The organism is Rhodococcus baikonurensis (genome assembly GCF_040489275.1).
Lineage (GTDB): Bacteria > Actinomycetota > Actinomycetes > Mycobacteriales > Mycobacteriaceae > Rhodococcus_F > Rhodococcus_F baikonurensis.
In genome coordinates, this window is sequence record NZ_JBEUOQ010000018.1 from 14,732 (window position 1) to 39,995 (window position 25,264).

Annotated in this window: 23 protein-coding genes; 14 read left to right on the plus strand and 9 right to left on the minus strand. The window is 63.8% G+C overall.

Annotated elements, in window-relative coordinates:
* Position 1 precedes the first annotated feature (1 nt).
* The 3 genes from ABWI03_RS28605 to ABWI03_RS28615 all read right to left on the minus strand — a co-directional run bounded on the left by ABWI03_RS28605 (position 2) and on the right by ABWI03_RS28615 (position 4,748).
* Positions 2 to 1,579 carry a glycosyltransferase family 87 protein gene (locus ABWI03_RS28605; protein WP_200313027.1) on the minus strand — a complete coding sequence of 526 codons (1,578 nt, stop codon included), beginning with the start codon at positions 1,577 to 1,579 and terminating at the stop codon, positions 2 to 4.
* A gap of 39 nt (positions 1,580 to 1,618) precedes the next feature.
* The gene (locus tag ABWI03_RS28610) at positions 1,619 to 3,766 is read right to left on the minus strand and encodes a transglycosylase domain-containing protein (RefSeq protein ID WP_298772905.1); all 2,148 of its coding nucleotides are present in this window, start codon (positions 3,764 to 3,766) and stop codon (positions 1,619 to 1,621) included.
* 562 nt (positions 3,767 to 4,328) lie between these two features.
* The gene (locus tag ABWI03_RS28615) at positions 4,329 to 4,748 is read right to left on the minus strand and encodes a DUF5318 family protein (RefSeq protein WP_042448217.1); all 420 of its coding nucleotides are present in this window, start codon (positions 4,746 to 4,748) and stop codon (positions 4,329 to 4,331) included.
* Positions 4,749 to 4,876: 128 nt separating this feature from the next.
* On the opposite strand from ABWI03_RS28615, the gene ABWI03_RS28620 reads away from it, so the two are divergent.
* The 6 genes from ABWI03_RS28620 to ABWI03_RS28645 all read left to right on the plus strand — a co-directional run bounded on the left by ABWI03_RS28620 (position 4,877) and on the right by ABWI03_RS28645 (position 10,331).
* On the plus strand, positions 4,877 to 5,716 hold the full coding sequence (locus ABWI03_RS28620; protein WP_095971669.1) for a DUF1707 SHOCT-like domain-containing protein: 840 nt from the start codon (positions 4,877 to 4,879) through the stop codon (positions 5,714 to 5,716).
* A 9-nt stretch (positions 5,717 to 5,725) separates the two neighbouring features.
* Positions 5,726 to 6,547 (plus strand): DUF1707 SHOCT-like domain-containing protein, encoded by an 822-nt coding sequence (locus ABWI03_RS28625; RefSeq protein WP_166810028.1) that lies wholly within the window; start codon positions 5,726 to 5,728, stop codon positions 6,545 to 6,547.
* 9 nt (positions 6,548 to 6,556) lie between these two features.
* The gene (locus tag ABWI03_RS28630) at positions 6,557 to 7,327 is read left to right on the plus strand and encodes a DUF1707 SHOCT-like domain-containing protein (RefSeq protein ID WP_166810029.1); all 771 of its coding nucleotides are present in this window, start codon (positions 6,557 to 6,559) and stop codon (positions 7,325 to 7,327) included.
* Positions 7,328 to 7,443: 116 nt separating this feature from the next.
* Positions 7,444 to 8,007: a PadR family transcriptional regulator gene (locus tag ABWI03_RS28635; RefSeq protein ID WP_003946014.1), complete on the plus strand. Its 564-nt coding sequence runs from the start codon at positions 7,444 to 7,446 to the stop codon at positions 8,005 to 8,007.
* Complete coding sequence (locus ABWI03_RS28640) at positions 8,000 to 9,103, plus strand: inositol-3-phosphate synthase (RefSeq protein WP_003945979.1); 1,104 nt, start codon at positions 8,000 to 8,002, stop codon at positions 9,101 to 9,103. Before ABWI03_RS28635 ends, ABWI03_RS28640 begins: the two co-directional genes overlap by 8 nt.
* Positions 9,104 to 9,272: 169 nt before the next feature.
* On the plus strand, positions 9,273 to 10,331 hold the full coding sequence (locus ABWI03_RS28645; protein WP_298772642.1) for an isopenicillin N synthase family dioxygenase: 1,059 nt from the start codon (positions 9,273 to 9,275) through the stop codon (positions 10,329 to 10,331).
* Positions 10,332 to 10,338: 7 nt separating this feature from the next.
* Here ABWI03_RS28645 and ABWI03_RS28650 read toward each other — a convergent pair whose 3' ends face one another.
* Together ABWI03_RS28650 and pdxR are read right to left on the minus strand one after the other, a co-directional pair.
* On the minus strand, positions 10,339 to 12,456 hold the full coding sequence (locus tag ABWI03_RS28650; protein WP_298772640.1) for an oxidoreductase: 2,118 nt from the start codon (positions 12,454 to 12,456) through the stop codon (positions 10,339 to 10,341).
* Between the two features lie 59 nt (positions 12,457 to 12,515).
* Positions 12,516 to 13,901: a MocR-like pyridoxine biosynthesis transcription factor PdxR gene (pdxR, locus tag ABWI03_RS28655; protein ID WP_298772638.1), complete on the minus strand. Its 1,386-nt coding sequence runs from the start codon at positions 13,899 to 13,901 to the stop codon at positions 12,516 to 12,518.
* Between the two features lie 97 nt (positions 13,902 to 13,998).
* On the opposite strand from pdxR, the gene ABWI03_RS28660 reads away from it, so the two are divergent.
* Positions 13,999 to 14,706 (plus strand): pyridoxamine 5'-phosphate oxidase family protein, encoded by a 708-nt coding sequence (locus ABWI03_RS28660; RefSeq protein WP_298772636.1) that lies wholly within the window; start codon positions 13,999 to 14,001, stop codon positions 14,704 to 14,706.
* A gap of 110 nt (positions 14,707 to 14,816) precedes the next feature.
* Here the strand turns inward: ABWI03_RS28660 and ABWI03_RS28665 are convergent, their stop codons facing one another.
* The 4 genes from ABWI03_RS28665 to ABWI03_RS28680 form a co-directional block, all read right to left on the minus strand.
* Positions 14,817 to 16,055, minus strand: a complete 1,239-nt coding sequence (locus tag ABWI03_RS28665; protein ID WP_298772634.1) for an HNH endonuclease signature motif containing protein — start codon at positions 16,053 to 16,055, stop codon at positions 14,817 to 14,819.
* Positions 16,056 to 16,114: 59 nt separating this feature from the next.
* Complete coding sequence (locus ABWI03_RS28670) at positions 16,115 to 16,930, minus strand: slipin family protein (protein WP_298772632.1); 816 nt, start codon at positions 16,928 to 16,930, stop codon at positions 16,115 to 16,117.
* Positions 16,927 to 17,397: an NfeD family protein gene (locus ABWI03_RS28675; RefSeq protein WP_124567276.1), complete on the minus strand. Its 471-nt coding sequence runs from the start codon at positions 17,395 to 17,397 to the stop codon at positions 16,927 to 16,929. Before ABWI03_RS28675 ends, ABWI03_RS28670 begins: the two co-directional genes overlap by 4 nt.
* A 117-nt stretch (positions 17,398 to 17,514) precedes the next feature.
* Complete coding sequence (locus tag ABWI03_RS28680) at positions 17,515 to 18,264, minus strand: IclR family transcriptional regulator (protein WP_298772630.1); 750 nt, start codon at positions 18,262 to 18,264, stop codon at positions 17,515 to 17,517.
* 247 nt (positions 18,265 to 18,511) lie between these two features.
* Between ABWI03_RS28680 and ABWI03_RS28685 the strand changes: the two genes are divergently transcribed.
* Genes ABWI03_RS28685 through ABWI03_RS28715 form a run of 7 tightly spaced genes read left to right on the plus strand, consistent with a single transcriptional unit; the run spans position 18,512 to position 25,253 of the window.
* Complete coding sequence (locus ABWI03_RS28685; protein ID WP_298772628.1) at positions 18,512 to 19,564, plus strand: NrtA/SsuA/CpmA family ABC transporter substrate-binding protein; 1,053 nt, start codon at positions 18,512 to 18,514, stop codon at positions 19,562 to 19,564.
* A gap of 4 nt (positions 19,565 to 19,568) precedes the next feature.
* Positions 19,569 to 20,426 (plus strand): ABC transporter permease, encoded by an 858-nt coding sequence (locus ABWI03_RS28690; protein ID WP_095971660.1) that lies wholly within the window; start codon positions 19,569 to 19,571, stop codon positions 20,424 to 20,426.
* Entirely contained in the window at positions 20,423 to 21,265 is an 843-nt protein-coding gene (locus tag ABWI03_RS28695; RefSeq protein ID WP_095971774.1) for an ABC transporter ATP-binding protein, read from the plus strand. The genes ABWI03_RS28690 and ABWI03_RS28695 overlap by 4 nt, the downstream gene beginning before the upstream one ends.
* Positions 21,249 to 22,292 (plus strand): ABC transporter substrate-binding protein, encoded by a 1,044-nt coding sequence (locus ABWI03_RS28700; RefSeq protein WP_298772625.1) that lies wholly within the window; start codon positions 21,249 to 21,251, stop codon positions 22,290 to 22,292. Before ABWI03_RS28695 ends, ABWI03_RS28700 begins: the two co-directional genes overlap by 17 nt.
* Positions 22,289 to 23,398: an LLM class flavin-dependent oxidoreductase gene (locus ABWI03_RS28705; protein ID WP_298772624.1), complete on the plus strand. Its 1,110-nt coding sequence runs from the start codon at positions 22,289 to 22,291 to the stop codon at positions 23,396 to 23,398. Before ABWI03_RS28700 ends, ABWI03_RS28705 begins: the two co-directional genes overlap by 4 nt.
* The gene (locus ABWI03_RS28710; protein ID WP_003946051.1) at positions 23,395 to 24,549 is read left to right on the plus strand and encodes an LLM class flavin-dependent oxidoreductase; all 1,155 of its coding nucleotides are present in this window, start codon (positions 23,395 to 23,397) and stop codon (positions 24,547 to 24,549) included. The genes ABWI03_RS28705 and ABWI03_RS28710 overlap by 4 nt, the downstream gene beginning before the upstream one ends.
* Positions 24,546 to 25,253: a class II aldolase/adducin family protein gene (locus ABWI03_RS28715; protein ID WP_095971657.1), complete on the plus strand. Its 708-nt coding sequence runs from the start codon at positions 24,546 to 24,548 to the stop codon at positions 25,251 to 25,253. The genes ABWI03_RS28710 and ABWI03_RS28715 overlap by 4 nt, the downstream gene beginning before the upstream one ends.
* Positions 25,254 to 25,264 lie beyond the last annotated feature (11 nt).

A 25,264-nucleotide genomic window follows, 5' to 3' on the forward strand; every position in this document is an offset into this window, starting at 1 on the left:
CTCAGACCGTGACGGGTTCCGGTTCCTTCGCCTTGGTCGGCTTCAGCCAACCCGGTAGCCAGGAGGGTTGTTTGTCCGGCGCCTGATCGAGAACACCGCCCGCGGGATCGTCGATGAACCCGTACCGCACGAGATCCTCCGACGGCCGGTAGATCTGCCGGAGCACCAGCGCGCACAGAACGAGTACCGCGATGTCGCGAATCACGACGGTGCCGGTGAACCACTGCTCGGGCAGCCCCTTGTTGGACACCCCGAGGTAGTACATCATTCGAGGAACCCAGACCAGGGCGTCGATGGTCATCCACGCGAGCAGAAGTCGGCGGTGCGGCAAGGCCAACACGGCCAGCGGCACCAGCCACAACGAATACTGCGGGCTCCACACCTTGTTGGTGATCAGGAAGCCCGCCACCAACAGGAAGCACAGCTGCGCAACCCGCGGACGACGCTGCGCCGTCAGGGCGACGTAACCGACACCAATGCAGACTGCCACGAACAGCAGCAGAGACACGGCGTTGAGATTCGACGGCGACTCACCCTGTGCGAGAGGACCGTCGAGGCCCTTCCACGACGTGAACGACGCGATCACGTTGTAGAGGGAATCGGGATCGGCCCCGCGTTCGGAGTTGAGCCGGAAGAACTCGTACCAACCGTGGGGGTACAGCGCGGCGATCGGGAGGTTCACCGCAAGCCATGCCGCGACGGCGCTGAGTGCGGTCACCAGCCAGTCCCTCGTCTTGCCCGCGCGCAGACACAGGACGAATAGCGGTCCGAGTAGGAGCAGCGGGTAGAGCTTCGCGGCTCCGCCCAGGCCGAGCAGAATTCCCGCGAGCACGGGCCGCTTGCGTGCCCACGCCAACAACCCGCCGGCCGCGAACGCCGTCGCCAGAGGATCGAAGTTCGTGAACACGTGCACGATCACCAGGGGCGAACAGGCGATCAGCGCGCCGTCCCACACCCGTCGTCCGGCCAGCAGGGTGCTCGCCCACACGGTGACCAGCCACGCCAACGCCAACCCGAACGCGACGACGTTGAAATAGAGCGCCACCTGGATCGCGCCCGGCAGCCAGGTGATCGAATCCCACGCCTTGGCGACCTTCATCGCCCCGTATTGATAGAGCCCCGAGATGACCGGATACTCCATGTACCGCATCTGGATCGAACCGTCGCCGCGTACTTCTTCCCACGACGTCTTGTACGGAAAAGCGCCCTGATCGAGGCGTTCGGCTCCGTACAGCGGAACTGTGTCGGAATAACACATCGCCACGTACTGACGGCTGCCACTCCAGTCGAGGCCGACCTGCCCGCTCTCGCCGACCGGAGCCTGCTGAATACAACCGGCCTTCGCGAACCAGCCGAAAGCCAAGAACACCACGGCGAGCAGAAGAATCACTCGCATCGGGGTGAAGAAGCGAGTGCGTCCGATCAGTGCGTGACGACCGACCGGACCGCCGACGGTTCCCGACAGCGCAGACACCATCGCGTCGTTGCGACTGGGAACGTCCCGCCAATCCGCCGAACGAAGATCTTCGGCCAGCGGAGCGGGGGAGGTCGGTTCGGCATCATCAGCATTCGCGGCCACTCCGCGAGGTTACCGTCTTTCGAACCGACCACCCTCCAACTACTGGCCGGGGCTCACACCTGCCGGTTCTTCCTCGGTGGTCTCGCCTGCCCCCGGTACCTGCGGCGCGGTTGTCGTCGGCCGGGAGATGCCAGGAATCGGGATCGTGATGCCCGGAAGAACCTCGACCTGCGTCGTCGTCACCACGGGCGGCGGAGTGGTTTCCGTCGTCGTCGGTGTGGTGGTCGGCGGCGCCGACGTCTTGGGCGGTGCAGGTGCCGTGTACTCCGGAACGCCACCGGCTTGACCGTTGATCTTGCCGGGCGTCGGGAACTTCTCGTTGTCGGTGCCCTCGAGGGCGCCGTCCATCGTGTCCTTCCAGATGTCCGAAGGCAGACCCGAGCCGTAGATCATCGCGCCGCCCGAGTTGGTGATCGCCTCACCGTCGGGAGTTCCGACCCAGACCGCAGTCGAGAGTGACGGCGTGTAGCCGACCATCCACGCGTCCTTGTTGGCTCCGGTGTCACCGAGCTGCGCGGTACCCGTCTTCGACGCCGACAGACGTCCGCCGGCCAGGTTGTGACCGCGCGAATACGCCGCGATCGGCTGCATCGCGGCCGTCACGTTGTCCGCCACGGCAGCGTCGATGCGATCCTCACCCGCGGGTGCGCCACGGTCCAGCAGCACGGTGCCGTCGGCGGCAACGACCTTCTGCACGAAGTGCGGTGCGTGATAAGTGCCGGATGCGGCGAGCGTCGCGTACGACGACGCCATGTCGAGCACGCGGGCCTGGTACTGGCCGAGCACGATGCCGTTGTTGGGGCCGGAACCGTCAGCCTCGGTGAGCGACGGGCCGACGCCCGGGATGTCCTTCGGGATGCCTGCCTTGTGAGCGATGTCCGCGATTTCCTGCGGGCCGTTGCCGTCGAGGCTGAGCATCTGACGGTAGAAGCTGGTGTTCAGCGAACGCTTGAGCGCTTCGGCGATGGTGCAGGTGCCGCAGCTTTCACCTTCGACGTTGCCGATGGAGATGCCGTTGACGGTCAGCGGCGAGCTGTCGTACATCTGCGAGAGCGGGATTCCCTGATCCAGGGCAGCCGCGAGGCCGAACACCTTGAACGAGGAACCGGTCTGAAGTCCGGCATTCGCGAAGTCGTATCCCGCGCCGTCTTCACCGCCGTAGTACGCCTTGACGGCTCCGGTCTTCGGATCGACCGAGACAACTGCGGTGCGCAGGTTCTCCGGTTCACCTTCCATGTTGGAACGCGCGGCCTCGACTGCTGCGGCCTGAGCCTGCGGGTCGATGGTCGTGGTGATATTCAAGCCCTCGGTGTTGAGCAACTGCTCGCTGATTCCGGCGTCGCCGATCTCCTTGAGCACCTGACGCTTGATCAGTCCTTCGGGTCCGGTCGAACCTTGACTGCTGTTGTCGACCTGAGCGAGCGGGATGTAGGCGGGGTACTGCATCGGCGTGCGCGCGGCCTGATCCAGCGTGCCGGCGGACACCATGCCGTCGAGCACGTAATCCCAACGGGACTTGGCACCGGTCGGGTTGGTCTCGGGATCGAGGAGCGATGGAAGCTGGATCGACGACGCCAGGACGGCGCCTTCTTCGATGGACAGCTGGTCGACGGGCTTACCGAAGTAAGCCTTGGATGCGGCGCCGATGCCGTACGCACCACGACCGAAGTAGATGGTGTTCAGGTATGCGGCAAGGATGTCGTCCTTGGACCACTCGTTGGCCATCTTCGAGGAGATGACGAGCTCTTTCATCTTTCGCGTCAGCGAACGCTCCGAGCCGACGAGCGCCTTCTTGACGTACTGCTGCGTGATGGTCGAGCCACCACCGGCGCTGTCGCGACCGAGGACGTTGTCCCGGGCTGCACGTGCGAAACCGGAGATCGAGAAGCCCGGGTTCGAGTAGAAATCGCGGTCCTCCGCGGCGAGAACCGCATTGCGAACGTGCGGCGGCACCTGATCGAGCGAGACCTCGACGCGGTTGCCGTCCGGCGGGACGACAGTGCTGATCACCGTGGTGCCGTCGGCGGCGAAGACTGTTGCAACCTGATTGGTCTTGAGGTCACCGGGCTTGGGGACGTCCTGCACGATGTACGCGGCCATGAAGGCAAGGACGGGCAGAACAAGACCGAGCGCCACCAAGACGTAGGCCGAGCGGCGAACTGTGCGCCACTTGGACTTCTTCTTCACGGTGCTCTTTCTTCCCTTCGTGGGTTGTCCGTCGTTGCCACCGCCACCGGAGCCGCCTGTCGGCGGCTTCGTCGGCGGAGGACCGACCGGCGGGCGGGTGCCCGCATTGGTTCGGGTGGTCGCTGCTGCTGCCGCGACGCGCTGGGTCGGTTCGTTGGCCTGAGCGCCTGCGGCACGATCTCGAGGCGGCGGGCCGGCAGGTCGGCCTTGCGGCGGACGACCCTGCGGCGGGGGACCGGCGGGGCGGCCCTGAGGAGGCGGCCCCGAAGGTCGGGCTTGCGTGGGACGGCCCTGAGGCGGGGGGCCCATCGGACGTCCTTGCGGCGGACGACCCTGAGGGGGCGGACCCATCGGAGGGCGTCCCTGCGGTGGTGGACCCATGGGACGTCCCTGCGGCGGACGACCCTGAGGAGGTCCGGCGGGACGGTTGGGACCGACGGGACGGCCACCCGGGTTGTTGCCGCCCGGGTTGTTGTTGCTGGGGGAACTCACGAATCAAATCTCCAGTGGTCACGGACCGATCACGTGCAGACTTCGATCGGGCCCTTCTTCGGGTGTGGCGTTACTCGCTGGCGGTGCGCCGGCTTGGTGGGCGTGCTCGCCGCGGTCGCGGCGGCGCAGGTACTGCGCCGAGCACATAGGACTGCACCAAGTGGTTCCAACTGCAGGTACGGCACACCTCTACAACGTGCACCGTGAACTCCTCTGCTGTTTCCGCAAGCCGAGCGAGCTCGTCCGAGGTTCGGGCTGATCCCGAAACCTGACCGAGCTTGTCGCCGAACACCCAGGACACGAGCGTCAACTGTTCCTTGCGGCAAATAGGGCAGACGACGTCGCTGCCCCGGCCGTGGAACTTCGCGGCTCTGAGTAGGTACGGATCGGCGTCACACACTTGCTTGACGTCGGTCCTACCCGCAGACACTTCGGCCAGCACAGACCGACGCGCGAGCGCGTAGTCCACAACTTGCCGCTGTATCCGCACCTGACCAGCGTACGTGCGTCCGCTCCGCGACGGACGGTTCGGGAGGGTCACGATGAACACATTTCGGGGGCTGGAGGCATGGCGACCAGCCATTACGATCACTTCCTGTGAAGTCTTCCCGTTCTCCGATGACGCGCGCTCGTGATCTTGATCGCGTCGAAACGTGCAATGTGTTGGACGCCGCGTACGCCGAAGGGCAGTTGAGCGCGGACGACTACTTCGAACGGACCGAGAAGGCGAGGTCCGCGAAGACCCTGCTCGCACTCGCACGCCTGGTCAACGATCTGCAGGTGCCGAAGATCGCGACCAAAACGGTGCCTCGGACGTCGACGGCACGAAAGGCCGTGTTCATCGGCGGCGCTGCTCTGATCGTCGTCGGCGCGGTCGCCGCTGTGGCGTGGAGTCGCTCACCGTTGACGCCCTCGGAAGACATCACCGCCAGTTATGCCAGCAGCACCTCCCTCGCCCCACCGTTGGCGACCACCACCCCGGTGCCGGAACCGACCGTCGAACCGATCCTGATCGCACACATCGACACTTTGACTCCCGAGGGTATCGGCGCATTTATCGAGAGGTATCGCGACGAGTTCGGCGACATGTTCATCGATGACGCCAGCTTCCACGGCGACTACTCCCTGGTGAGCCGGGCGGCCTCCGACACTCCTGCTCTCACCGAGTCCATCAGTTTTCGCGACGGTTTCGAGCGGAAAGTAACGTCCATTCCGCGGCGAACGGGCCAGCCGACCTTCGATCTCGGTTCCATCCAGATCGACAAACTCGCGCCGTTCATGGAAAACATCGCCGAATACGTCAAGGTGCCGGACGCCACGATCACGCACTTGATCGTGGACGCGAACTACGGCGTCCCGGAGATCGCGATCTATGCCGAGAACGACCGCAGCGAGGGTGGCCGTATCGAGGTCACGCCGTGGGGCGAGATCTCTCGTTCCTACCCGTACGGGAGCTAGGGTGAGCCGGTGAGTGGGTCCCCGACTACTACCTCTACGCGCACCCGTGCGCGCGACGTCGACCGTTCCGATACCTGCGCCGTTCTCGATACGGCTCTGTCCGACGGACAGATCACGGTCGACGAGCACGCGAACCGGACGGCTGCGGCCATGACCGCGACCACCCTCGGCCAGCTCGATCTACTGGTCCGCGATCTGCAGAAAGCGACGCTGCGGAACGCCGTCGCGAAAGTTCGTCGTATCGACAAGATCTGGTACCTCGCGGCCGCATCGGCTGTCTTCGCAACCCTGATCGGGTTCCTCACCTTGTCCGCCGACGATTCACCCTCACCGCCTCCACCGGCGGCAGCCGAACCGGTCGGACCGCTTGCCCCCATTGTGAGTTCGACGCTGAACACGCTCACCGCAAGCGGGATCGGGGAATTCATCACCAGATACAGCGCCAAGTACGGCACGACGACAATCGATTCCGTCAACTTCTACGACGGCTATGCAAGCGTTACTCGCGCCGCCACTATCTCGCCGAATCTGGAGGAAGACATCGACTTTCGAGGCGGCTTCACACCACGCGACAGCACCTCGACTCGAGCAGCCAGCACTGTCACCTTCGACCTCGCTGCCGTCGACATCGACAAACTCGCCGGGTATCTGGCGGGAGCGTCCGCAAATCTCAACGTCCCCGAAGCCAAGGTCACACACATCAGCATGAGCTCATCGGGTCAGGATCCACGCGTTTCCATCTACGTGAGCAACGACCTCGGCGCGAGCGGCTCGATGGAGTTGAGCCCGGATGGCCGCCCGATCCGCTTGTCTCCCTTCACTCCTCGATAGGCCCCGGACATGCCGAACGATCTGACCAGGACCACTCGCGCTCGCAATGCCGATCGCGAGGCCACCTGCGCCGTGCTGGACTCCGCCTTCGCCGACGGGCAACTCACGGCGACCGAGCACGACGAATTGACCGAACTCGCCTCGGTGGCAGTCACTCTCGGCGATCTCGAAGACTTGACGTCGGATCTGCAGACCGAGGCGTCTCTGCCCATCCTGCGGAAGGAACCTTCGCTCGACACGCGTTGGATCGCCCTTGCGATCATCGCTCTGTCACTGGTGTCGGCAATCGGCTTCGGAATCAAATATGTGGCGTCGGACGTCACGATCTTCTCGAGCCCAGAGCCACAGCTGCACACCGTCGACGGCCTGGGGGCGATGTTCCGTGCCATCGAAACGGAGTACGGCAGCGGACTGGTCGACGAGATGACCATCTATCCCACTTATGCACGCATAACGCGCGCCGATCCTGCCGCACCGCGCAAGGCCCTCGACAGCTACTACCGAGGCGACCTCGAGGACACGACTTCGGGAGGATCGCGCGAACTGGACGTGGCACAGATCGACGTCACACAGCTCGATCCTCGCATCGTGATCGCCCTGCTCGACGGCGCCGGAACCACGACGTCGGTGCAGAATCCGACCACACGATACGTCTCTGTCGAAAGCACCGACACCGTGCCGACCATCGAGATTCACGTCGGCAACGACCTCGAAGAGAGCGGGTACCTGACAGCCGGCCTCGACGGGGAAATCATGTCGATCTACCCGTTCACCCCCTGATCTAGCCGTGACACCTTGGTACACGTATCGGGCCGCAGTGTGGTTTTATATATCGGCGCGATATAGTTGGTTATCGCATCAGGCGGTTAGGTTCAACGACTCGGGAGGTTTGTCAGTTGCTCGAACTCGCAATCCTCGGGCTGCTCCTCGAGTCACCGATGCACGGATACGAGCTGCGTAAGCGGCTCACTGGTCTGCTCGGCGCATTCCGCGCGTTCTCGTACGGATCGCTGTACCCGGCACTGCGGCGCATGCAAGCCGACGGATTGATCTCGGAAGACGTCGACACTGCCACCGGCACTCTCAAGCGTCGGGCGCGTCGCGTCTACCAGCTCACTCCGGAAGGTCGGCAACGGTTCACCGAACTGGTCGCCGACACCGGGCCGCAGAACTACACCGACGACGGTTTCGGCGTTCACCTCGCCTTCTTCAGCCGCACCCCCGCAGAAGCGCGGATGCGGATCCTCGAAGGCAGGCGACGCCAGGTCGAGGAGCGCCGCGAGGGGCTCCGCGAGGCCGTCGGTCGGGCCAGCGGATCGCTGGACCGCTATACCCGTCAGCTCCATCAGCTCGGACTCGAATCGAGTGAGCGCGAAGTGCGTTGGCTCAACGAATTGATCGCAGCCGAGCAATCGACAACAGGAACATCCCGGAAAGAAGGAGAACCCGACCATGGGTGAGAACAGCACCGCGGTGCGCGTAGCCATTGTGGGCGTGGGTAACTGCGCCTCGTCCCTGGTTCAGGGCGTCCACTACTACAAGGATGCCGACGAGACCCAGACGGTCCCCGGCCTCATGCACGTCAAGTTCGGTAAGTACCACGTCCGCGACGTGCAGTTCGTCGCTGCGTTCGACGTCGACGCGAAGAAGGTCGGCTTCGACCTCTCCGAGGCGATCCTCGCGAGCGAGAACAACACCATCAAGATCGCCGACGTTCCGCCCCTGGACGTTCCCGTTCAGCGTGGCCCGACCCTCGACGGCATCGGCAAGTACTACGCCGAGACCATCGAGCTGTCCGACGCCGAGCCCGTCGACGTCGTCAAGGCACTCAAGGACGCTCAGGTCGACGTCCTCGTTTCCTACCTGCCTGTCGGTTCCGACGACGCTGACAAGTTCTACGCACAGTGCGCGATCGACGCAGGCGTTGCGTTCGTCAACGCTCTGCCCGTCTTCATCGCTTCCGACCCGGAGTGGGCTGCCAAGTTCAAGGACGCCGGCGTCCCGATCGTCGGTGACGACATCAAGAGCCAGGTCGGCGCCACCATCACCCACCGCGTGATGGCGAAGCTGTTCGAAGACCGCGGCGTCGTGCTGGACCGCACGTACCAGCTCAACGTCGGTGGAAACATGGACTTCAAGAACATGCTCGAGCGTGATCGCCTGGAGTCCAAGAAGGTTTCCAAGACTCAGGCCGTGACGTCCAACCTGACCGGCGCACTTGCCGGCAAGGTTCACGACCGCAACGTCCACATCGGCCCCTCGGACTACGTGGAGTGGCTCGACGACCGCAAGTGGGCATACGTCCGCCTCGAAGGCCGCGCCTTCGGTGACGCTCCCCTGAACCTGGAGTACAAGCTCGAGGTCTGGGATTCGCCCAACTCTGCCGGCATCATCATCGACGCCGTCCGCGCCGCCAAGATCGCCAAGGACCGCGGCATCGGTGGACCGGTTTACCCGGCTTCCGCTTACCTGATGAAGTCCCCGCCGGTCCAGATGGCCGACGACAAGGCTCGCATCGAGCTCGAAGCGTTCATCATCGGAGCCGATGAGGCGTAGGTCTACGCCGCGCAGACGAAGCATAATTCGACTCACGCTGATTCGGGGTCTTGCGCCAACGGCGCAAGGCCCCGATTCTGTTATCCGCAGGGTGTTTCCGCATCCGCGCGGGTAGTCACGCCTGCGGCTGCCGAATCGCCGTGCGGGTCCGGGTGCCGATCAGCGTGGAATGATGGACATCAGAACCATCACACGGATCGAGGAACCCATGTCGATTACGTCGCTGCCAGTGCTCGATCTGTCGCTGGCGCAGAACCCCGACACCGCCGAGCAGTTCCGCACTCAGCTCCGCGAGGCCACCCACGAGGTCGGATTCTTCTATCTGGTGGGCCACGGAATTCCTGACGACCTGCAGCGACGCCTCCTCTCCGTCGCACGCGAGTTCTTCGCGCTTCCGACTGCCGAGAAGCTCGCGATCGAGAACGTCCGCAGCCCGCACTTCCGTGGGTACACCAGGCTCGGCGGCGAACTGACCGAAGGCAAACAGGACTGGCGCGAGCAGATCGACATCGGCGCCGAACAGCCCGCGGCCGAGCGCACCGACACCTCACCGGCCTGGGAGATCCTGCAGGGCCCCAACCAGTGGCCCGATGCCCTTCCCGAACTCCGCGACGTCATCACCGAGTGGAACGACACGCTCACCTCGATCGCATTGAGCCTCCTGCGCGAATGGGCGGTAGCGCTGGGCCAGGATGCGAACATCTTCGACGACGCGTTCGCTCACGATCCGTCGATCCTCATCAAGGTCGTGCGTTACCCTGGCCGCCCGAAAGGTGCCGGCTCCCAGGGCGTCGGCGGGCACAAGGACGCGGGTGTGCTGACTCTGCTCTATGTCGAACCGGGCAAGGGCGGTCTGCAGGTCGAGCACGACGGCGACTGGATCGACGCACCGCCGATCGACGGGGCGCTGGTGGTCAACATCGGCGAACTGCTCGAGGTCGCTACCGGCGGTTACTTGAAAGCGACTGTGCACCGGGTAGTTTCACCCGAGGGCGACGGCGAACGTATTTCGGTGCCGTTCTTCTTCAACCCGAACTACGCAGCGCAGATCCCGGAGTTCGACCTACCGCCCGAGCTGGCGGCGCGCGCCACCGGCGTCACCGTGGACGCGAACAACCCGATCCACGATTCCTACGGGGCGAACGCCCTCAAGAGTCGACTACGCGCGCACCCCGATGTCGCGGCCCGATGGTGGCCGGACATCGTTGCGGCACAAAGCGCTACCTGAAGCTGAACTACAGGTCCATCGCAACTTTCCACGCCGTGTGCATCGCACCCTCGATGTAGTCGACGTTCACCGCGTCACCGACCACGTGCACGTCCGAGACGACGCCGATCAGTGCGTCGGCCAGAGGCGCTTGTGCCGACACTCCCGACGCGACGACAACCATGTCGGCCGGAGCTGTCAGTGTCTTGTCTCCGGAACGGAATTCGACGTGCTCCTTGGTGATTCGCTGCACCGTTGAATTGCGGTGAATGTTCACACCGACATGCTTGGCGTGGCGCACAGCCGTCCAGCGGCGCGGCATCGCCATCGGAATGCCCAACTGCTGGCCTTCTTCGATCAGCGTCACAGTGCGACCGCGCTCGGCCAGGAACTCCGCAAGCTCGAGTCCGACAAGCGAACCACCGATCACGACGACGTTCTTGCCCATGGGCAGAAACTTGCGGGTCACCGCTCGGATCGCGGCGGGACTCTTGGTGATACCGGACAGCTTGCCCAACTTGGCCATCGTACGAAGAAACGGCGGCACTTGGGAGACGTCGCCGACTCCGGTCATCAAGGCGCGCAACGAGTCACCGGTATGTACGTGCGGGAGATCGCCGCCCGGAACGCTCGGCCGCTCGCGGACTGCACCGGTAGCCACTACTACGGAGTCAGGGTTCAGTGCCCGGATCGACGCAACCGAGGCTTCGGTCTTCAGTCGAACATCGACACCGAGACGCTCGATTTCCACTTTCAACCAGTTGAGCAGACGCCCGTTGTCCGGGGTAGTGAGGCTCGAGAACCACAGGGTGCCACCGAGTCGATCGGACTTGTCCAACACCGTGACTCGGTGCCCACGTTCAGCTGCCACACGAGCCGTCTCGAGACCGCCGGGGCCCGCCCCGACCACAACAACATGTTTCGGAGTGCTCGTCCGAACGAAGGGGAGAAGCGCTTCGTTGCCCAGAGCAGGGTTCACCGCGCACAGCGGGGTCTCGTCCCAGAAGTTCTCCTGCACACAGACGTAGCAATTGATGCATGGCCGAACCCGCTCGGGTGCACCGTCTTTGAGTTTGTTCACCAGCTGTGGGTCGGCCAGGAGCTGACGGCCCATTGCGGCGAAGTCCGTGCGACCTTCCGCGATCATCTTCTCGCCGACCTCGGGGAGCATGCGTCCGACCGTGATCACGGGGATCGATATCGCTTGCTTGATTCGCGTTGCATTGTCGGTGTAGTAGCCGACCTTGTCGGGCAGAGGTCCGTCGGTGAAGTTGGCAAAAGCATTCAGTGCGGTACCGGTGACGTGGATGGCGTCAGCGCCGGCCCCTTCGAACATCGTGGCGGCCGCAGCAGCCTCGTCGACGGTCAGCCCGTCGGTTTCGCCATACTCTTGACCGGCCAGACGCACGATGACGGCAAGCGAACCGCCAACCTCCGCCTTGACTGCGCGAATGACCTCACAAGCCAGGCGAGCACGATTCTCCATGGAACCGCCGTACTCGTCGCTGCGCTGATTGGTGTACCGACTCAGGAACGCTCCGAGGACGTAGTTGTGGGCGCAGTGAATCTCGACGGCGTCACCGCCCGCCGCCTTCACCCGTCCGGCAGCCTCGGCGAACATGCGGACGAGCCAATCGAGATCTTCCTGGTCGGCCTCGTGGTAGGTCGCCTTCTTGCCCTCGTTGATGGCAGCCATCTTGCCCAGTTCTTCGGGTGTGCAATCGGCCATCGCACTCATGTCACCCGGCGGCTTCGGCATGGACGGCACCAGCTGCGGTCGGCCGTCGAGGGTATCGATGCGCGCCACCTTGCCGTGGTGTGTCATCTGCACACAGAGCTTGCTGCCTGCGTCGTGCACCGCGTCGGCCAACGCTTTCAGTCCGGGGATGAACCGGTCTTCCGAGAGTCCCGGTTCCTTGCGGCTGGTGCAGCCCAGCGGATATGCAACAGCGCAGCAACCGGTGATGATCAGACCCGTTCCACCGGCCGCGCGCGCCACGAAGTGGTCGATGTCGCCCTTTTCGATTTCCCCGTCTTCACACAGATTCATGTCCATGGCAGGGAGAACGACGCGATTGGGCACGGTCATCGGGCCGATGGTGCCTGGTGCGAGCAGGTGCGGATAGGTCTGGCTTCGGATCGTCACGAGTGGACGCTAGAACTGGACGACGCCCATCCGTTGCCGCACTCCCGATCAACGAGACTTCACGCGCTGTGACGTGCGAGGCACTCGGCTACCACCTCGAGCGCATATTCGAGGTCTGCGGAATCCACTCGCCCATAGCCGATGACCAATCCGCCGGGGTCTCCGTGCGTTCGGGTGGACTCGACCAGGGTGGGCACTTCGACGCCGTGCTGGAGTGCCTCGCGAGCGACGGTGGCTGCCAGATCCGCGTCGAGCATGAGCGTCGTGTGCATGCCGGCGCCGAGACCCCGCAGTTCACCGAACGGTGACAGCGCTTCCTCGACCGCCCGATCGCGCTCGCGGTACCGGCGCCGCGCGGTACGTACCGCCCGATCCCATTCGCCGTCACGGAGCAGGGACAGGAGTGCTTGCTGTAGCGGAACCGACGGGAAGTCGCCGATTCGCTTGCGGTGTACTGCTATGCGGTCGACCAGGTCGAGAGGAGCCACCAACCAGCCCAATCGAATTCCGGCGCCGAGCGTCTTGGCAACCGTTCCGAGATACACCACCCGGTCAGGAGCCAGCTGGGCAAGCGCAGGCAAAGGCGCTACGTCGTAACGGAATTCGGAGTCGTAATCGTCCTCGAACAGGACGACGTCGCGGGCGCGTGCGAACTCGATCAACTGGTTGCGCCGACCTACTGGAAGCAGCCCACCCGTCGGATACTGATGGGACGGTGTCACGTACACGCCGCGAACATTCTCCGGCGCCGATCCGAGTTGGTCTACACGGAGACCGTGCGCATCGACCGGTACGTCCAGCAGAGACCATCCACACGCTGTTGCAGCCGAGGACGCATACCGGTACCCGGGGTCCTCCATCGCCAGGACTGCGCCACTGGTACGCAGCGCCGACAAGGCCAGTCCGAGGCCGTGGGTCGCACCCGAGGTGATCAGGATTCTCTCGGGTTCAACCGACATTCCGCGAGCCCTTGCCAGCAATTCCGATAGTGCCGAACGCAATTCGTAGTCGCCCGCAGGATCGGGATCCTCGAATGGTGGCGGTTTGGCCCCGACGTCACGCCACGCCCGCCGCCACGCTGCCGATGCACGCGGCGGCGTCCACGGCACGCCCGGCCGGAGCTGCACCCTGGGCGACAGCTTGTCAGCGGGCTTCGCAGGTGTCGTCGCGGGAGTAACCACGGGAGAGGGCGCCTCGGCAACGAAGGTGCCCGAGCCGTGCACAGCGACAAGCCAACCCTCGGCGATCAACTGCTCATACGCCCGTTCCACGACGCCCCGCGCCACCGAGAGTTCCGCCGCCAGCTTCCGCGAGCTGGGTAACCGCAGACCCACCGCAGCCTGGCCACTGCGAATGTCGGCTCTGAGGTGGTCGGCGACCTGGACCGGAAGCGCCCGCCGATCCGTCCGGTCGAGGACTACAGCTACCGCCGAAGGAAGAAACATTCAGAACCCTCTCGGAAGTGACCAATCGAAGTGGCCTATCGAAGTCTCCCTTGATTGGACCATGACTTGAAGCCACTTTGCCAGCAGCATTGTCTGCATGACAGATTCCGTTGTCCTTGCTGCCCCAGCTCCTGCCCCCACCGCACCTACTCCGCTGTCCCCGACAGCACGCACGACGCACAAGCGCGCCCGCCACCACGGCGTCGCAGAACGCGCGGCACTCGTCGACGTCTTGCAGTCCGCGAAGCTGTGCCACATGGGCGTGACCGTCGGCGGAGTTCCCATGGTGTTTCCCACCGCGTACGGGTTCGACCTCGACGGCCCTGACCGTGACGGGTCCATCTACGTCCATGGTTCGGTGGCCTCGCGGAGCTTGGCGCCCGACAGCGAAATCTGCATCACCATCACGATCCTCGACGGGCTCGTGCTGGCTCGGTCGGGGTTCCATCACTCGATGAACTACCGCAGTGGCGTCATTGTCGGATCACCTCGAGTCGTGACCGACAACGACGAGCGGGTGAAGGCTTTGAATCTGATCGTCGACCAGGTGGCCCCCGGACGTTCCCAACACTTGCGGGATCACACGCGCAAGGAAATGGCGGCAACCGTCGTTCTTGCACTGCCGTTGTACGAGGCTTCCGTCAAGGCCCGCACCGGCGGGCCCGGTGACGATGCCGCTGACATCGGCGTCGAAACTATTTGGGCCGGAGTAGTTCCCGTGTCGAGCCAGTTCAGTCAACCGATTCCGTCTGACGATCTCGACTCCGGTATCGAAATACCGGAACATATCTCGACGATGCTCTGACTGCACGCACCGCACGCACCGCACGCACCGCACGCACCGCACGCACCGCACGCACCGCACGCACCGGGGCATGGTGATTCCCCGGCGCGTGCGTATCCAGTTGTCGCGGTTCAGGCTGCTGTGGGTGGGCTGTTCCCGCCGATCGGGTGCTGATACGGGTCGATCGACATCGGCGGATAGAACACCGACTTCCGATCCGGGCCAATCTCCACCCTCCACTCGGTGTGGTGCAGCGTCCGATGATGATGACCGCACAACAAGATCAGATTATCGAGATCCGTTGGGCCACCATCATTCCAATGAACAATATGGTGAGCATCGCACCACCCCGGGGGTGTTCCACACCCCGGAAACGCGCACCCACCATCACGCACCGCCAACGCCCGCCGCTGCGGAACCGTCGCTGTTCTCGCTTCCTTACCGCAGTCGAGCGGAACACCATTCTCATCCAACAAGATCCGGGTGATCGTGCAGTCGCAGGCCAGCATCCGGGCGGTGTCGATACTGATCGGGCCCACCCAATCCGTCCACGCGAACCCGAGTTCCTGAGTTGATGGCAGGAGGTCTTTCAGAGCTTTCAGGTCGGTCATGTCTTTCGCACTGGCGGTGATCGTGATGTGCGGTTTCACCCCGCCTTCGATCGGACCCAATCCCGCCCGCTCGTACCGGCGCAGTAGTTCGCAGAACCCGTCGGCCCGGCGTAATGCCGGCGTGCGGGTGTCCTTGACACCGTCCTTCTCCGGCGTTGGAGCGGACAGGCTCGACAACAACGTGATCAGACGCGCCCCGTTCACAGCATCCAGATCACCCTTCACCGACACGCGCCCGTACAAACCTTTCGACGCGTAGAACTCGTTACGCTCCGAATCCTCCCCGACCGGGACCCCGTCCTCACGTTTTCCGTACTGCTTCTCGATTCGGCGGATCGCCGCCCGCACCGCATCACAATCGGCAACGTTCTTCGACGCCAGGCCAAGCAGGATTCCGCGGGCCTTGTCCACATCCGCCGGCGTCATGTTCTTGGGCGGATGCTGACAGAACGACGCCACCTGACGGGCTTTCAACGCATCAACGTCACCACGATGAAACGCGTCGCCCACAACGGGTTCGAGCATCAACAACCGCGCCAACCCGACCAGCAGACTGCACTCACCGATCTCCAGATTCGTCGAACCATGCAACCACTGCGCGATCGCCCGAAAACCCTTCCCGCCGAGAACCTCACGGGAAAACATCTCCACGATCAACAACACCATCCGCGACTGCAACTCATGCCGGACACGCACCAGATCCAGAACCTCACCCTTGAGGCCCTCACCATCCAGCTGCCACGCATCCCGACTGTCCATGCAGCAATCATATTCGAACACAGTTTCGAATACAAGGGATAGGGAAACGAAACTAGCTGCTAATCAACAACTTTCGCATTCCAGGCGAAACGGGCAGGTTCTTGGGCCGCGGAGGTAGCCTCGACTCGGCCACCGATAAAGGGCCGGACAAGATCCAGCGGCAAGGGGAAGACAACAGTGGAGTTGTTCTCACTACCGATCTCGTGAAGCGTCTGCAGATAACGCAATTGCAGGGTGGTCGGATTGCGACTGATCACCTCGGCCGCCTCGGCGAGCTTGGCCGAAGCCTGAAATTCGGCGTCGGCGTTGATGATCTTGGCTCGCCGTTCACGTTCGGCCTCAGCCTGCCGGGCGATGGCGCGCTGCATGTTGGCTGGGATCTCGACGTCCTTGATCTCCACGGTGGTGACTTTGACTCCCCACGGCTCGGTCTGCTGGTCGATGACCTTCTGCAAGTCCTCGTTGAGGCGTTCACGTTCGGACAGCAGCGAGTCCAACTCGGCCTTACCGAGAATGGAGCGCAGTGTGGTCTGGGCGATCTGCGAGGTGGCGGCCAGAAAGTCCTCGACCTCGACTATCGAACGGTCGGCGTCGACGACCCGAAAGTATGTGACGGCGGTAACCTTCACCGGAACGTTGTCGCGGGTGATCACTTCCTGGACCGGTATTTTCAGCGTGACGGTTCGCAGACTGACCCGCTCCATGCGATCGATCGCCGGCACCAGAATGACCAGGCCAGGACCCTTCAAGGTGATCAGTCGACCGAGGCGGAACACCACCGCGCGCTCGTACTCACGCAGGACTCTCACCGACATACCCACAAGGACTGCAATCAGCACGACAAACACGGACAAGACGACAAGCACGGTGGTCATAGCGGCAGCTCCCACGGTTCACGACGGCGCACTTTCAGAGTCAGGCCTCGAACCTGCTCTACGACGACGGATTCACCCACGGCGGGAACAGAATCGTCGTACCCGAATTCCATTCGTGCACGCCATAATCCGCCGTCAAGCTCGACCTGACCCTGCGCACCAGCCCAGCTGCGAACGGTCGCGTCGGAGCCGACAAGAGATTCCGTCCCGGTACGCACGGGCGCGCGGCGCGCGGTGAGCGCTTTTCGGCTCGCAACCGCCACCACGCCCAGGCCGACCACCGCGACCCCCGCCGTCACCGGGATCGCGATCGATTGGCCGATACCGTCGGACGTGAAGAGCATCCAGACGCCCGCACCGATCATGAGTGCTCCGAGCGCACCGAGCACCCCCGCGGTTGGGGCATGCGCCTCGACCACGATCAACAGGACGCCCAGCAGCAGGGCAACGACACCGATCGTCGTCATCACTCGTCTCCACGCTCACGAGGACGCGGTCACGTCGCGTAGCCATTGTGCGATCGCGCCCTCGACTTCAACGGTAATCACGTTCGGCCGGATCTGCCACAAACGCTTCACGCCAGTTCAGAGAAGCACTTCACCGATCTGTCGCGCAGTCACCTTGGCAAGGTCGGCGAGGAACGGAATCCGTTCGTTGATCATCAGCTCGACCGGACCACGAAGCCCGAGAGCGTAACGCACAGAGCCTGATCCATCGATGATCGGAATTCCGATCGTTCGGAAATCCGGGGTCAACTCTTCGTCGTTGAATCCGTATCCTCGCTCGCGGGTCAACTCCAGTTCCCGGCGGATACCGGCAACATCGGTGATCGCGCGCTGGGTAGTCGCTTCACGTGGCAGCGCGGCGAGCTCGGAATCGTCGACATCGGACCAAGCCAGAAAGGCTTTCCCCAGGGCGCTCGCGTGCAAGGGAAGTCGAACACCCTGTAGCACATGTCCGTCGGCCTCGCGCCACCGACTGAACCCGAGCAACACCACCTCACTTCCGCTTCGCACTGCCAGGGAGGCGGATGCTCCTGTCGTCGCGGCCAATTGCTCCAAATAGGGCTCGGACAGATAGATCCGATGCTGCCGGTAGGAGACCTGTCCGTAAGCCGCCAGCGCCGCGCCGATGCGATACCGACTGGTTGCGTCGTCCTTCTCGAGGAACCCCGCGTCGACGAGCGACTGCAGCAATCGATGCGTGGTGCTGACCGCAAGCTCCTGTCGCCGCGCAACTTCCGAGACTCCCAGTTCTTCGCCACTGCGAAAACATGTGAGCAGGGTCAGGGCACGGGTTACCGTCTGAACTCCCGCGCCGCGTGCGTCCGTCACGAACGATCCTTTCGCTGTGGCCTGATCGACCTGAGAATCGGACGCTAACACGGACCCAGCAGTCCGGCCATCCTTTCCATCAGGCGGAAAGGAACTAGGCGAGGACCTACAAAAGCCCAGATGAACAGACTTCCGATGTTGTCAAGATTTCCAATCTCCAGAAAACAAACGGGGGTAAAACGGACACGCACCCAATAGCGTCATCGTCGTCAGTTCTGACGAATCAACGCCTGAAGGAGCCACATACATGTCCCGCTTCCGCCGACTGCCACGAGCTGCCGCTGCGCTCGCCCTGATCCCGCTGGCCGGGTTGGCGGTGGCGTGTGGCTCTTCCGATTCCGACAGCGCCGCAGGCAATTCCAGCGCCGACTTCACGCTCAAGGTCTTCGATCCCGGAAACTCCGGTGCCATCGCCGTCGGCAAGCGCGACGGAACCTACGACGAGGCGCTGGCACCGCTGGGCGCAAAGATCGAATGGGTCAAGACCACGCCGGGATTCAGCTCCAACCTCAAACTGTTCAACAGCGGTGAGCTCGACATCCAAACCGGCGCATACAGTCCCGTCGTCGGCGCACTGTCCAAGGACGTGGGTGTCCGCATCTTCGCCACGTCGGACCCCTACAACAAGGACCAGGCCGGCATCATCGCCACTCCGGAATCCGGCATCAAGACCGTCGCCGATCTGGCCGGCAAGCGCATCGCCGTCAACCCGGCAGGTAAGGGCGAGTACATCACGCTGAAGGCCCTGACACAGGCCGGAGTGCCGATCGATTCCGTCGAACGCGTTCCGCTGCAACAGGCAGACGCCGCGTCGGCGTTCTCCACCGGACAGGTCGACGCGTGGGCATCGTTCCTGATTCCGTACCAGGAGGCCAAGGCCAAGGGTGCGGTCGAGATCGCAACCGAGGCGAGCATCGACTCCGTGGACAGCACCATCATCGCCGGCCGCACCGCGATTCTCGAAGAGCATCCCGAGGTGGTCCAGAAGTTCCTCGAGGTCACCCAGGAACTCACCGCGAAGCAGCAGGCCGACCCGGCAGCGTTCGAGAACGTCTTCGAACAGACCGGTCCGCGCGCTCTCTCCGGACAGCGACTCGACGACGCGATCACCCTGGGCGGCCAGATCACCAACTTCCGCTACCCGACTGCAGCCGACGCTACCGACCTCGAATCCATCTCCACGCTGTTTGCCGAGAACAAGGTGATCCAGCAGCCGCTCAAGGGTAGTGACGTGATCTTCGACCTCCAGGGCGCTGTGGCAGGTTCAGCAGCGGCAGCGCCCACCACCGAGGGGAAGTGACCCGATGGTGACGCTGACCCGCCCCGCTCGAACGGCGCCGCAGTCAGTGGAGCATCCACAACTCGAAACGCCGCGCTACCGGCGCAATCGCACCCGACCTAAGTGGATTTCGATCCCCCTCCGCTTCCTGGTTCCGGCTCTGTTGGTCGCGGGATGGTGGATCGGGTCGGCTACCGGACTGATTCGAGAGGAGATCCTGGCCGGACCTCCCGCCGTGTGGACGGCCTTCGCCGAGCTGTACCAGTCGGGCCAGTTGGTCGACTTCGGTCTCGCGTCGCTTCAACGTGCTGCACTCGGTGTTTCGGTCGGCGTGATCGTCGGATTGGTGCTCGGGGTACTCTCCGGCCTCTCCTCGCTCGGCGAAGAACTGATCGACGGGGCCATGCAGATCAACCGCGCGGTTCCGTTCCTCGCGCTCGTTCCGCTGTTCATCGCCTGGTTCGGTATCGACGAAACCTTCAAGGTAGTGCTGATCGCGGTCGCTACCGTCGCCCCGATGTACGCGTACACCTACCTGGGAGTGCGCGGGGTCGATCGCAAGATGGTCGAAGCGGCACAAGGTTTCGGCCTGACGGGTTGGCGACTGGTGTTCGGAGCAATTCTTCCGACCGCCCTCCCCGGCGTTCTGATGGGGCTTCGGATCTGCCTCTCGCTGAGCATCACGGGATTGATCGCAGCCGAGCAGGTCGGCACCCGCGAGGGCATCGGATATCTGGTGACCCTGGCGCAGGAATACAACCGCACCGACTACATGGTTCTGTGCATCGTCATGTATGCGGCGCTGGGCCTGATTTTCGACGCCGTGGTCAGGTTGATCGAGCGGTACTCCATGCCGTGGCGGAGATTGTCGGTGGCACGATGACGAACACAGCCATCGGCTCGCTGCCATCCACCGAAGCACCTCTGCCGCCGTTGGCGACCCGTGAGCGGACCGGCACCACTGCGGCCGAGCGACGGGCCGGTTCACCAGTAGCGGTCTCACTGACCGGGGTGCGTAAGTCGTTCGGCGACAAGACCGTTCTGGGTGGCATCGACCTCGAGATCACTCGTGGCGAGTTCGTCGTCCTCCTCGGCCCCAGCGGAACGGGCAAGACGACACTGCTGCGCGTGCTCTCCGGACTGGAAGCACCGGACAGCGGTGAGGTGCTGGTCCCGCGCGACCGCACAGTCGTCTATCAAGAACCACGATTGATACCGTCCAAGCGAGTTCTCGCCAATGTCACAGTCGGACAGAAGCGCTCACGGCAGGTGACCGACAACGCACGCAACGCACTCTCCGAGGTCAACCTCGCGGACAAGCACCGTGCCTGGCCGGCCACGCTCTCCGGTGGTGAGGCCCAACGCGTCGCATTGGCTCGCGCCCTCGTTCGCGAACCTGAACTGCTGCTACTCGACGAACCCTTCGCCGCACTCGACGCCCTCACGCGACTCCAAATGCAGGACTTGGTAGGCGATCTGGTCGCCCGCCACCGTCCCGCGGTATTGCTGGTCACGCACGACGTCGACGAAGCCGTACGACTTGCCGACCGGGTACTCATTCTCGACAAGGGTGGGTTTGCCGTGGACGTCGACATTGATCTGCCACGCCCCCGCGACCGGAACGATCCCGAATCTTTGCGCTACCGAGCGAGCTTCCTGAAGGAACTCGGCGTCGGACGCACCTTCCCCGACGGACAGGACAGTCATGACATTGATCGCTGATTCCGCAATCGACACACTCTGGTACACCCGCTGCCCCGTTCCCACCGCCAGCGGCCTCGCGAACAGCCTCGGATGGCTCGACCGGACGGCAACCGAATCCGGAGTGCGATTCGGCGTACTACAAGATGCCGGACCGGAATTGGCAGTACGCCATTTCGACCACCATCTCTCCGGACTCATTCGCGAAGGTGGCAATGTCCCGGCACTGGCCGCGCGTGCCAGTGGTTCTCCGACGAGGCTCATCGGGCTCACCTGGATCGACGAGGCCCAGGCGATCCTGGTGCGTGGAGACTCCGACATCCGAGAAGCAGGCCTGCTGGCCGGCGCCCGGATCGGAATCCCGGCGTGGGCAGCCGATCAAGCCAGGAGCTTCCCCCGCGCCATGTCCTTGCACGGGTTCGCCTCCGCGCTTCGACTGGGCGAGTTGAGTTTTGCCGACGTCACCCTCGTCGAGGTTGCAACGACGGCAGCACCTGAGGTCAGCACCGCCTCCTCGACCCGCAACACGACGTGGGGTGTCGAATCCTTGCTGCGCGGCGACGTCGACGCCATCTACGTCAAGGGCGCCCGCGCCCAGGAAGTTGCCCGCGAACACGGCCTCGCCGTAGCTGTCGACCTCGATTCCACTGCATCCCTTCGTGATCGCGTCAACAACGGCACACCGCGTCCGATCACGGTTCATGCAGATCTCCTCGAACAACGCCCGGACGTCGTCGTGGGCTTCCTCGCCGAGAGTCTGCGGGCGGCAGACTGGGCGGCGGCCAACATAGACGAGGTTCGAGCCGTTCTGCAGACCGAAACGCAGTCGGGGCCCGAGGGTGTCGTGGCAGCGTACGGCGAGAATTTCCACACCGGACTGCATTTGAGCCTGTCGGACGAGCGTGTCGATCTGCTCGGCGTGCAGAAGCAGTTCCTCTATGCGCACGGCTTCCTCGCCGCCGACTTCGACCTGCAGTCCTGGGTGGCGCCCGAACCCCTCGAACAGGCACGCGCACTTGTCGCCGCTCAGAAAGACACACTCAAATGACCGAGGTCTACTGGGAGCTACCCTCGCGCGGCGACGGACGCCGGGCAGTGGCCGCACTGAACAGTCGAGGCGGATTCGGCGCACAACGCCCCACCACAATCGCGACCGATGTTCGCCCCGGAAACTTCGGGCCCTTCGACGAACTGGCGCAGATCGTTCTCGCCGCCGAACTGTCTGGCGTCGACGGCGTTGTCGCACCGTACGATCCGAATGGGGAAGAATCCTGGATCGTTGCCGCCGCCGCACTACGTCAGACGCGTCATTCGCGAGTGGTCGTGGAATTTCATCCCACTTTCGGCACTCCTGTCTACGCCGCCAAAATGTCCGCGACACTTCAGCGTCTGTCGGCAGGTCGTCTCGAGTGGCGAGTGAAGGTCGATACTGACGCCGAAGATGCCACCGCTCGCGGAGACGTGGTTCGAGGAGCCGACCGCTACGCGCGCGCCGCGGAGTTCCTGACCGTCGCCCGTGGCGTATGGAACGAGGAACAAATTCTGCCAGGCGGATTCGGTGGCACGGGTTACGACTTCGACGGCGAATACTACGACGTGCTCGGCGGCGGATTCCGAGGCATCTTGTCGGGACTCCCTTTTCCCCGAGTGCATCTGACCGGCGATTCTCCGGAAGCTCTGGAACTGTCCGCTCACCACGGCGACGTCCATCAGTTCACGCTCGCCGGTGACGAGCTCTCGACGCGGATCACGGCCCTCGACGACCGAGCGTCCGAACTCGGCAGGACTGTCGAGAAGGTGCTGCGCATCCCGATCATCGCGAGGGAGACAGCCGACGAAGCCTGGGCTCGCGTCGAACGGCAACTGAGAGAATCCGATTCCACTGCGTTCGAGATCGATCGGGGCGGCATCCTCTGGTCCGGATTCGACCGCATCGGCTACGAGCACAGCATCGGTCTTGTCGGAAGCTACGAGGAAGTGGCACAGCGACTCTCGTCGTATCGAGATCTCGGCGTGGACGGTTTCGTCCTGTCGGGTCGGCCACACATCGAAGAGCTGCACCGGGCGGGCGAGCATCTCCTGCACCTGGTCGATCCCGAGGGTCGGATCCGCAAGGAAGAGAAGGCCACCACAGAAGAGAAGGCCACCGCATGAGCATAGATTTCTACTGGCGGATCGGAATGGAGGGCGACCACGCGTCGCTTCGTACACCGCGTCGCTACAACCGCGGTGACGCCGGTGGATACGGGCCGGGCAACATCGCTCCCGCGATCCGGGGCGGCGAGTTGGACGGATACAGCTACATCGACCACATGGCCGCGGTGGCAAAGGCTTCCGAATCCGCCGGCTTCCTCGGTGGGCTGCTGCCGTCCTTCCCGATGACCGAGGATCCGTGGGCGACCGCCGCAGCGTTGGCCGCCGAGACCACCACGTACCGTTTCATGGTTGCGTTCCAACCGGGGTTCCTTCACCCGGTCCAGGCCGCGCGGATGTCGGCCAGTCTGCAGCGCGCAACCGGTGGACGTCTGGTCTACAACATCATCAGCGGCGGAGGTGGAGCGCCTCAGCTGTGGTGGGGCGACAAGGTCGACCACGACGATCGCTACACCAGGACATCCGAGTTCCTCGATGTCCTCAAGGGTGTGTGGGACGGTGAACCTTTCGACTTCGACGGTCGCTTCTTCCAGACCCACGGCGCCGCACTGCCACCCGGACTGGCCGGCCAACCGTTTCCCGAGGTGTACTTCTCCGGATCTTCGGCCGCAGCCGTCGCCGCCGCCGGACTGCACTCCGATTACTACCTTTCCTGGCTGGAGCCGTACGCCGATCTCAGAGCCAAGATCGACGGCGTGCGGGAGAACTCGGCCAAACTGGGACGCACGCCGAAATTCGCCGTACGCATCGACGTCGTAGCCCGGCACACCGAAGAAGCTGCGTGGGCCGAGATCGAGAAGGGGTGGGCTTTCGTCGACAAGGGCGCCGCCGACCGAGCAGCGCAGGGCGATTCGGTAGGAGCCGCCCGCATCAAAGGCTGGGTACCCGAACACATCACCGGCTACCGGGATCTGGAGGTGCAGCCCAACGTGTGGTGCGGTTTCAGCCTGATCCGCGGAGGCCCGGCGTTCGGACTGGTCGGCAGCTACGAGCAGGTCGCCGAAAGACTCGACGAGCTGCGCGAGCTGGGCGTCGACGCCTTCATCCTCGCCGGCAACCCGCATCTCGAAGAGGCATACCGCGTCGGCGAAGAAGTTCTTCCCCTCCTGCAGCGCACCCCGATCACACCTTCTGGACTGGAGACTCGATGACCACCACCGAAACTCGACTCGACGCCGATACTGCAGCATTCGTCGAGGAAGCGCGCAAAGTAGCAGACAAGGCATTCGACGTCTTCCGTAAGACCGGAACGGTTGCAGCCAACGGGACCGTCAACTTCGTCGAACGCGTGCCCGGTACCGAAATCGCAGTCGCCCTGAACGATCCGGGACCGTGGGCGGACGATCCGTCGGTGTCACCGGTGGTCGCCACCTTCGACGGAGAAGTGCTGTCCGGCAACGGATCGGCCGGTTTCGTCACCGGCTACGCGTCCGTCTTCCGTCAGCATCCGGAAATCACCAGCGTTGTCCACATCCACACTCCGTGGCTCGGCGGTTGGGCACAGACTCATCGGACGCTCCCCATCCGCTATGCGGCTTCGCAGAGGCTGACGCTCTCCCGAGAGATTCCGCCGCACATCGATCGGTCCCGTTCTGCCGGCGATTTCATTCTCGAGCGTCTCGAACACGATCCCGATCTGGTGGCGATCTTCGAAGCCAACGGCGGGGTCAACGTCATCGGCCGCAGCGGGTTGCTCGACCTCGCGAAGTTCGTCGTCCTCCTCGAGGAAGGCGCACAGTTCCAGGCGATCGCCGAATCCCTCGGCGGTTCGGTCGAATTCGATCCGTCCAACCTCGCCGTCCAGTGGGGCCGTAGCGGGCTCGCCGACGAGGCGCGCCGACGCGGCCTCATCTAGCCACCTCCATC

What these genes read in the sequence shown, in the direction of transcription:
- ABWI03_RS28620 (WP_095971669.1), top strand. Translation starts at nt 4,877, where the DNA reads ATGACGCGCGCTCGTGATCTTGATCGCGTCGAAACGTGCAATGTGTTG.
- ABWI03_RS28715 (WP_095971657.1), top strand. Translation starts at nt 24,546, where the DNA reads ATGACCACCACCGAAACTCGACTCGACGCCGATACTGCAGCATTCGTC.
- ABWI03_RS28665 (WP_298772634.1), bottom strand. Translation starts at nt 16,055, where the DNA reads ATGGACAGTCGGGATGCGTGGCAGCTGGATGGTGAGGGCCTCAAGGGT.
- ABWI03_RS28670 (WP_298772632.1), bottom strand. Translation starts at nt 16,930, where the DNA reads ATGACCACCGTGCTTGTCGTCTTGTCCGTGTTTGTCGTGCTGATTGCA.
- ABWI03_RS28700 (WP_298772625.1), top strand. Translation starts at nt 21,249, where the DNA reads ATGACATTGATCGCTGATTCCGCAATCGACACACTCTGGTACACCCGC.
- ABWI03_RS28630 (WP_166810029.1), top strand. Translation starts at nt 6,557, where the DNA reads ATGCCGAACGATCTGACCAGGACCACTCGCGCTCGCAATGCCGATCGC.
- ABWI03_RS28710 (WP_003946051.1), top strand. Translation starts at nt 23,395, where the DNA reads ATGAGCATAGATTTCTACTGGCGGATCGGAATGGAGGGCGACCACGCG.
- ABWI03_RS28660 (WP_298772636.1), top strand. Translation starts at nt 13,999, where the DNA reads ATGACAGATTCCGTTGTCCTTGCTGCCCCAGCTCCTGCCCCCACCGCA.
- ABWI03_RS28645 (WP_298772642.1), top strand. Translation starts at nt 9,273, where the DNA reads ATGATGGACATCAGAACCATCACACGGATCGAGGAACCCATGTCGATT.
- ABWI03_RS28675 (WP_124567276.1), bottom strand. Translation starts at nt 17,397, where the DNA reads ATGACGACGATCGGTGTCGTTGCCCTGCTGCTGGGCGTCCTGTTGATC.
- pdxR (WP_298772638.1), bottom strand. Translation starts at nt 13,901, where the DNA reads ATGTTTCTTCCTTCGGCGGTAGCTGTAGTCCTCGACCGGACGGATCGG.
- ABWI03_RS28695 (WP_095971774.1), top strand. Translation starts at nt 20,423, where the DNA reads ATGACGAACACAGCCATCGGCTCGCTGCCATCCACCGAAGCACCTCTG.
- ABWI03_RS28705 (WP_298772624.1), top strand. Translation starts at nt 22,289, where the DNA reads ATGACCGAGGTCTACTGGGAGCTACCCTCGCGCGGCGACGGACGCCGG.
- ABWI03_RS28685 (WP_298772628.1), top strand. Translation starts at nt 18,512, where the DNA reads ATGTCCCGCTTCCGCCGACTGCCACGAGCTGCCGCTGCGCTCGCCCTG.
- ABWI03_RS28640 (WP_003945979.1), top strand. Translation starts at nt 8,000, where the DNA reads ATGGGTGAGAACAGCACCGCGGTGCGCGTAGCCATTGTGGGCGTGGGT.
- ABWI03_RS28690 (WP_095971660.1), top strand. Translation starts at nt 19,569, where the DNA reads ATGGTGACGCTGACCCGCCCCGCTCGAACGGCGCCGCAGTCAGTGGAG.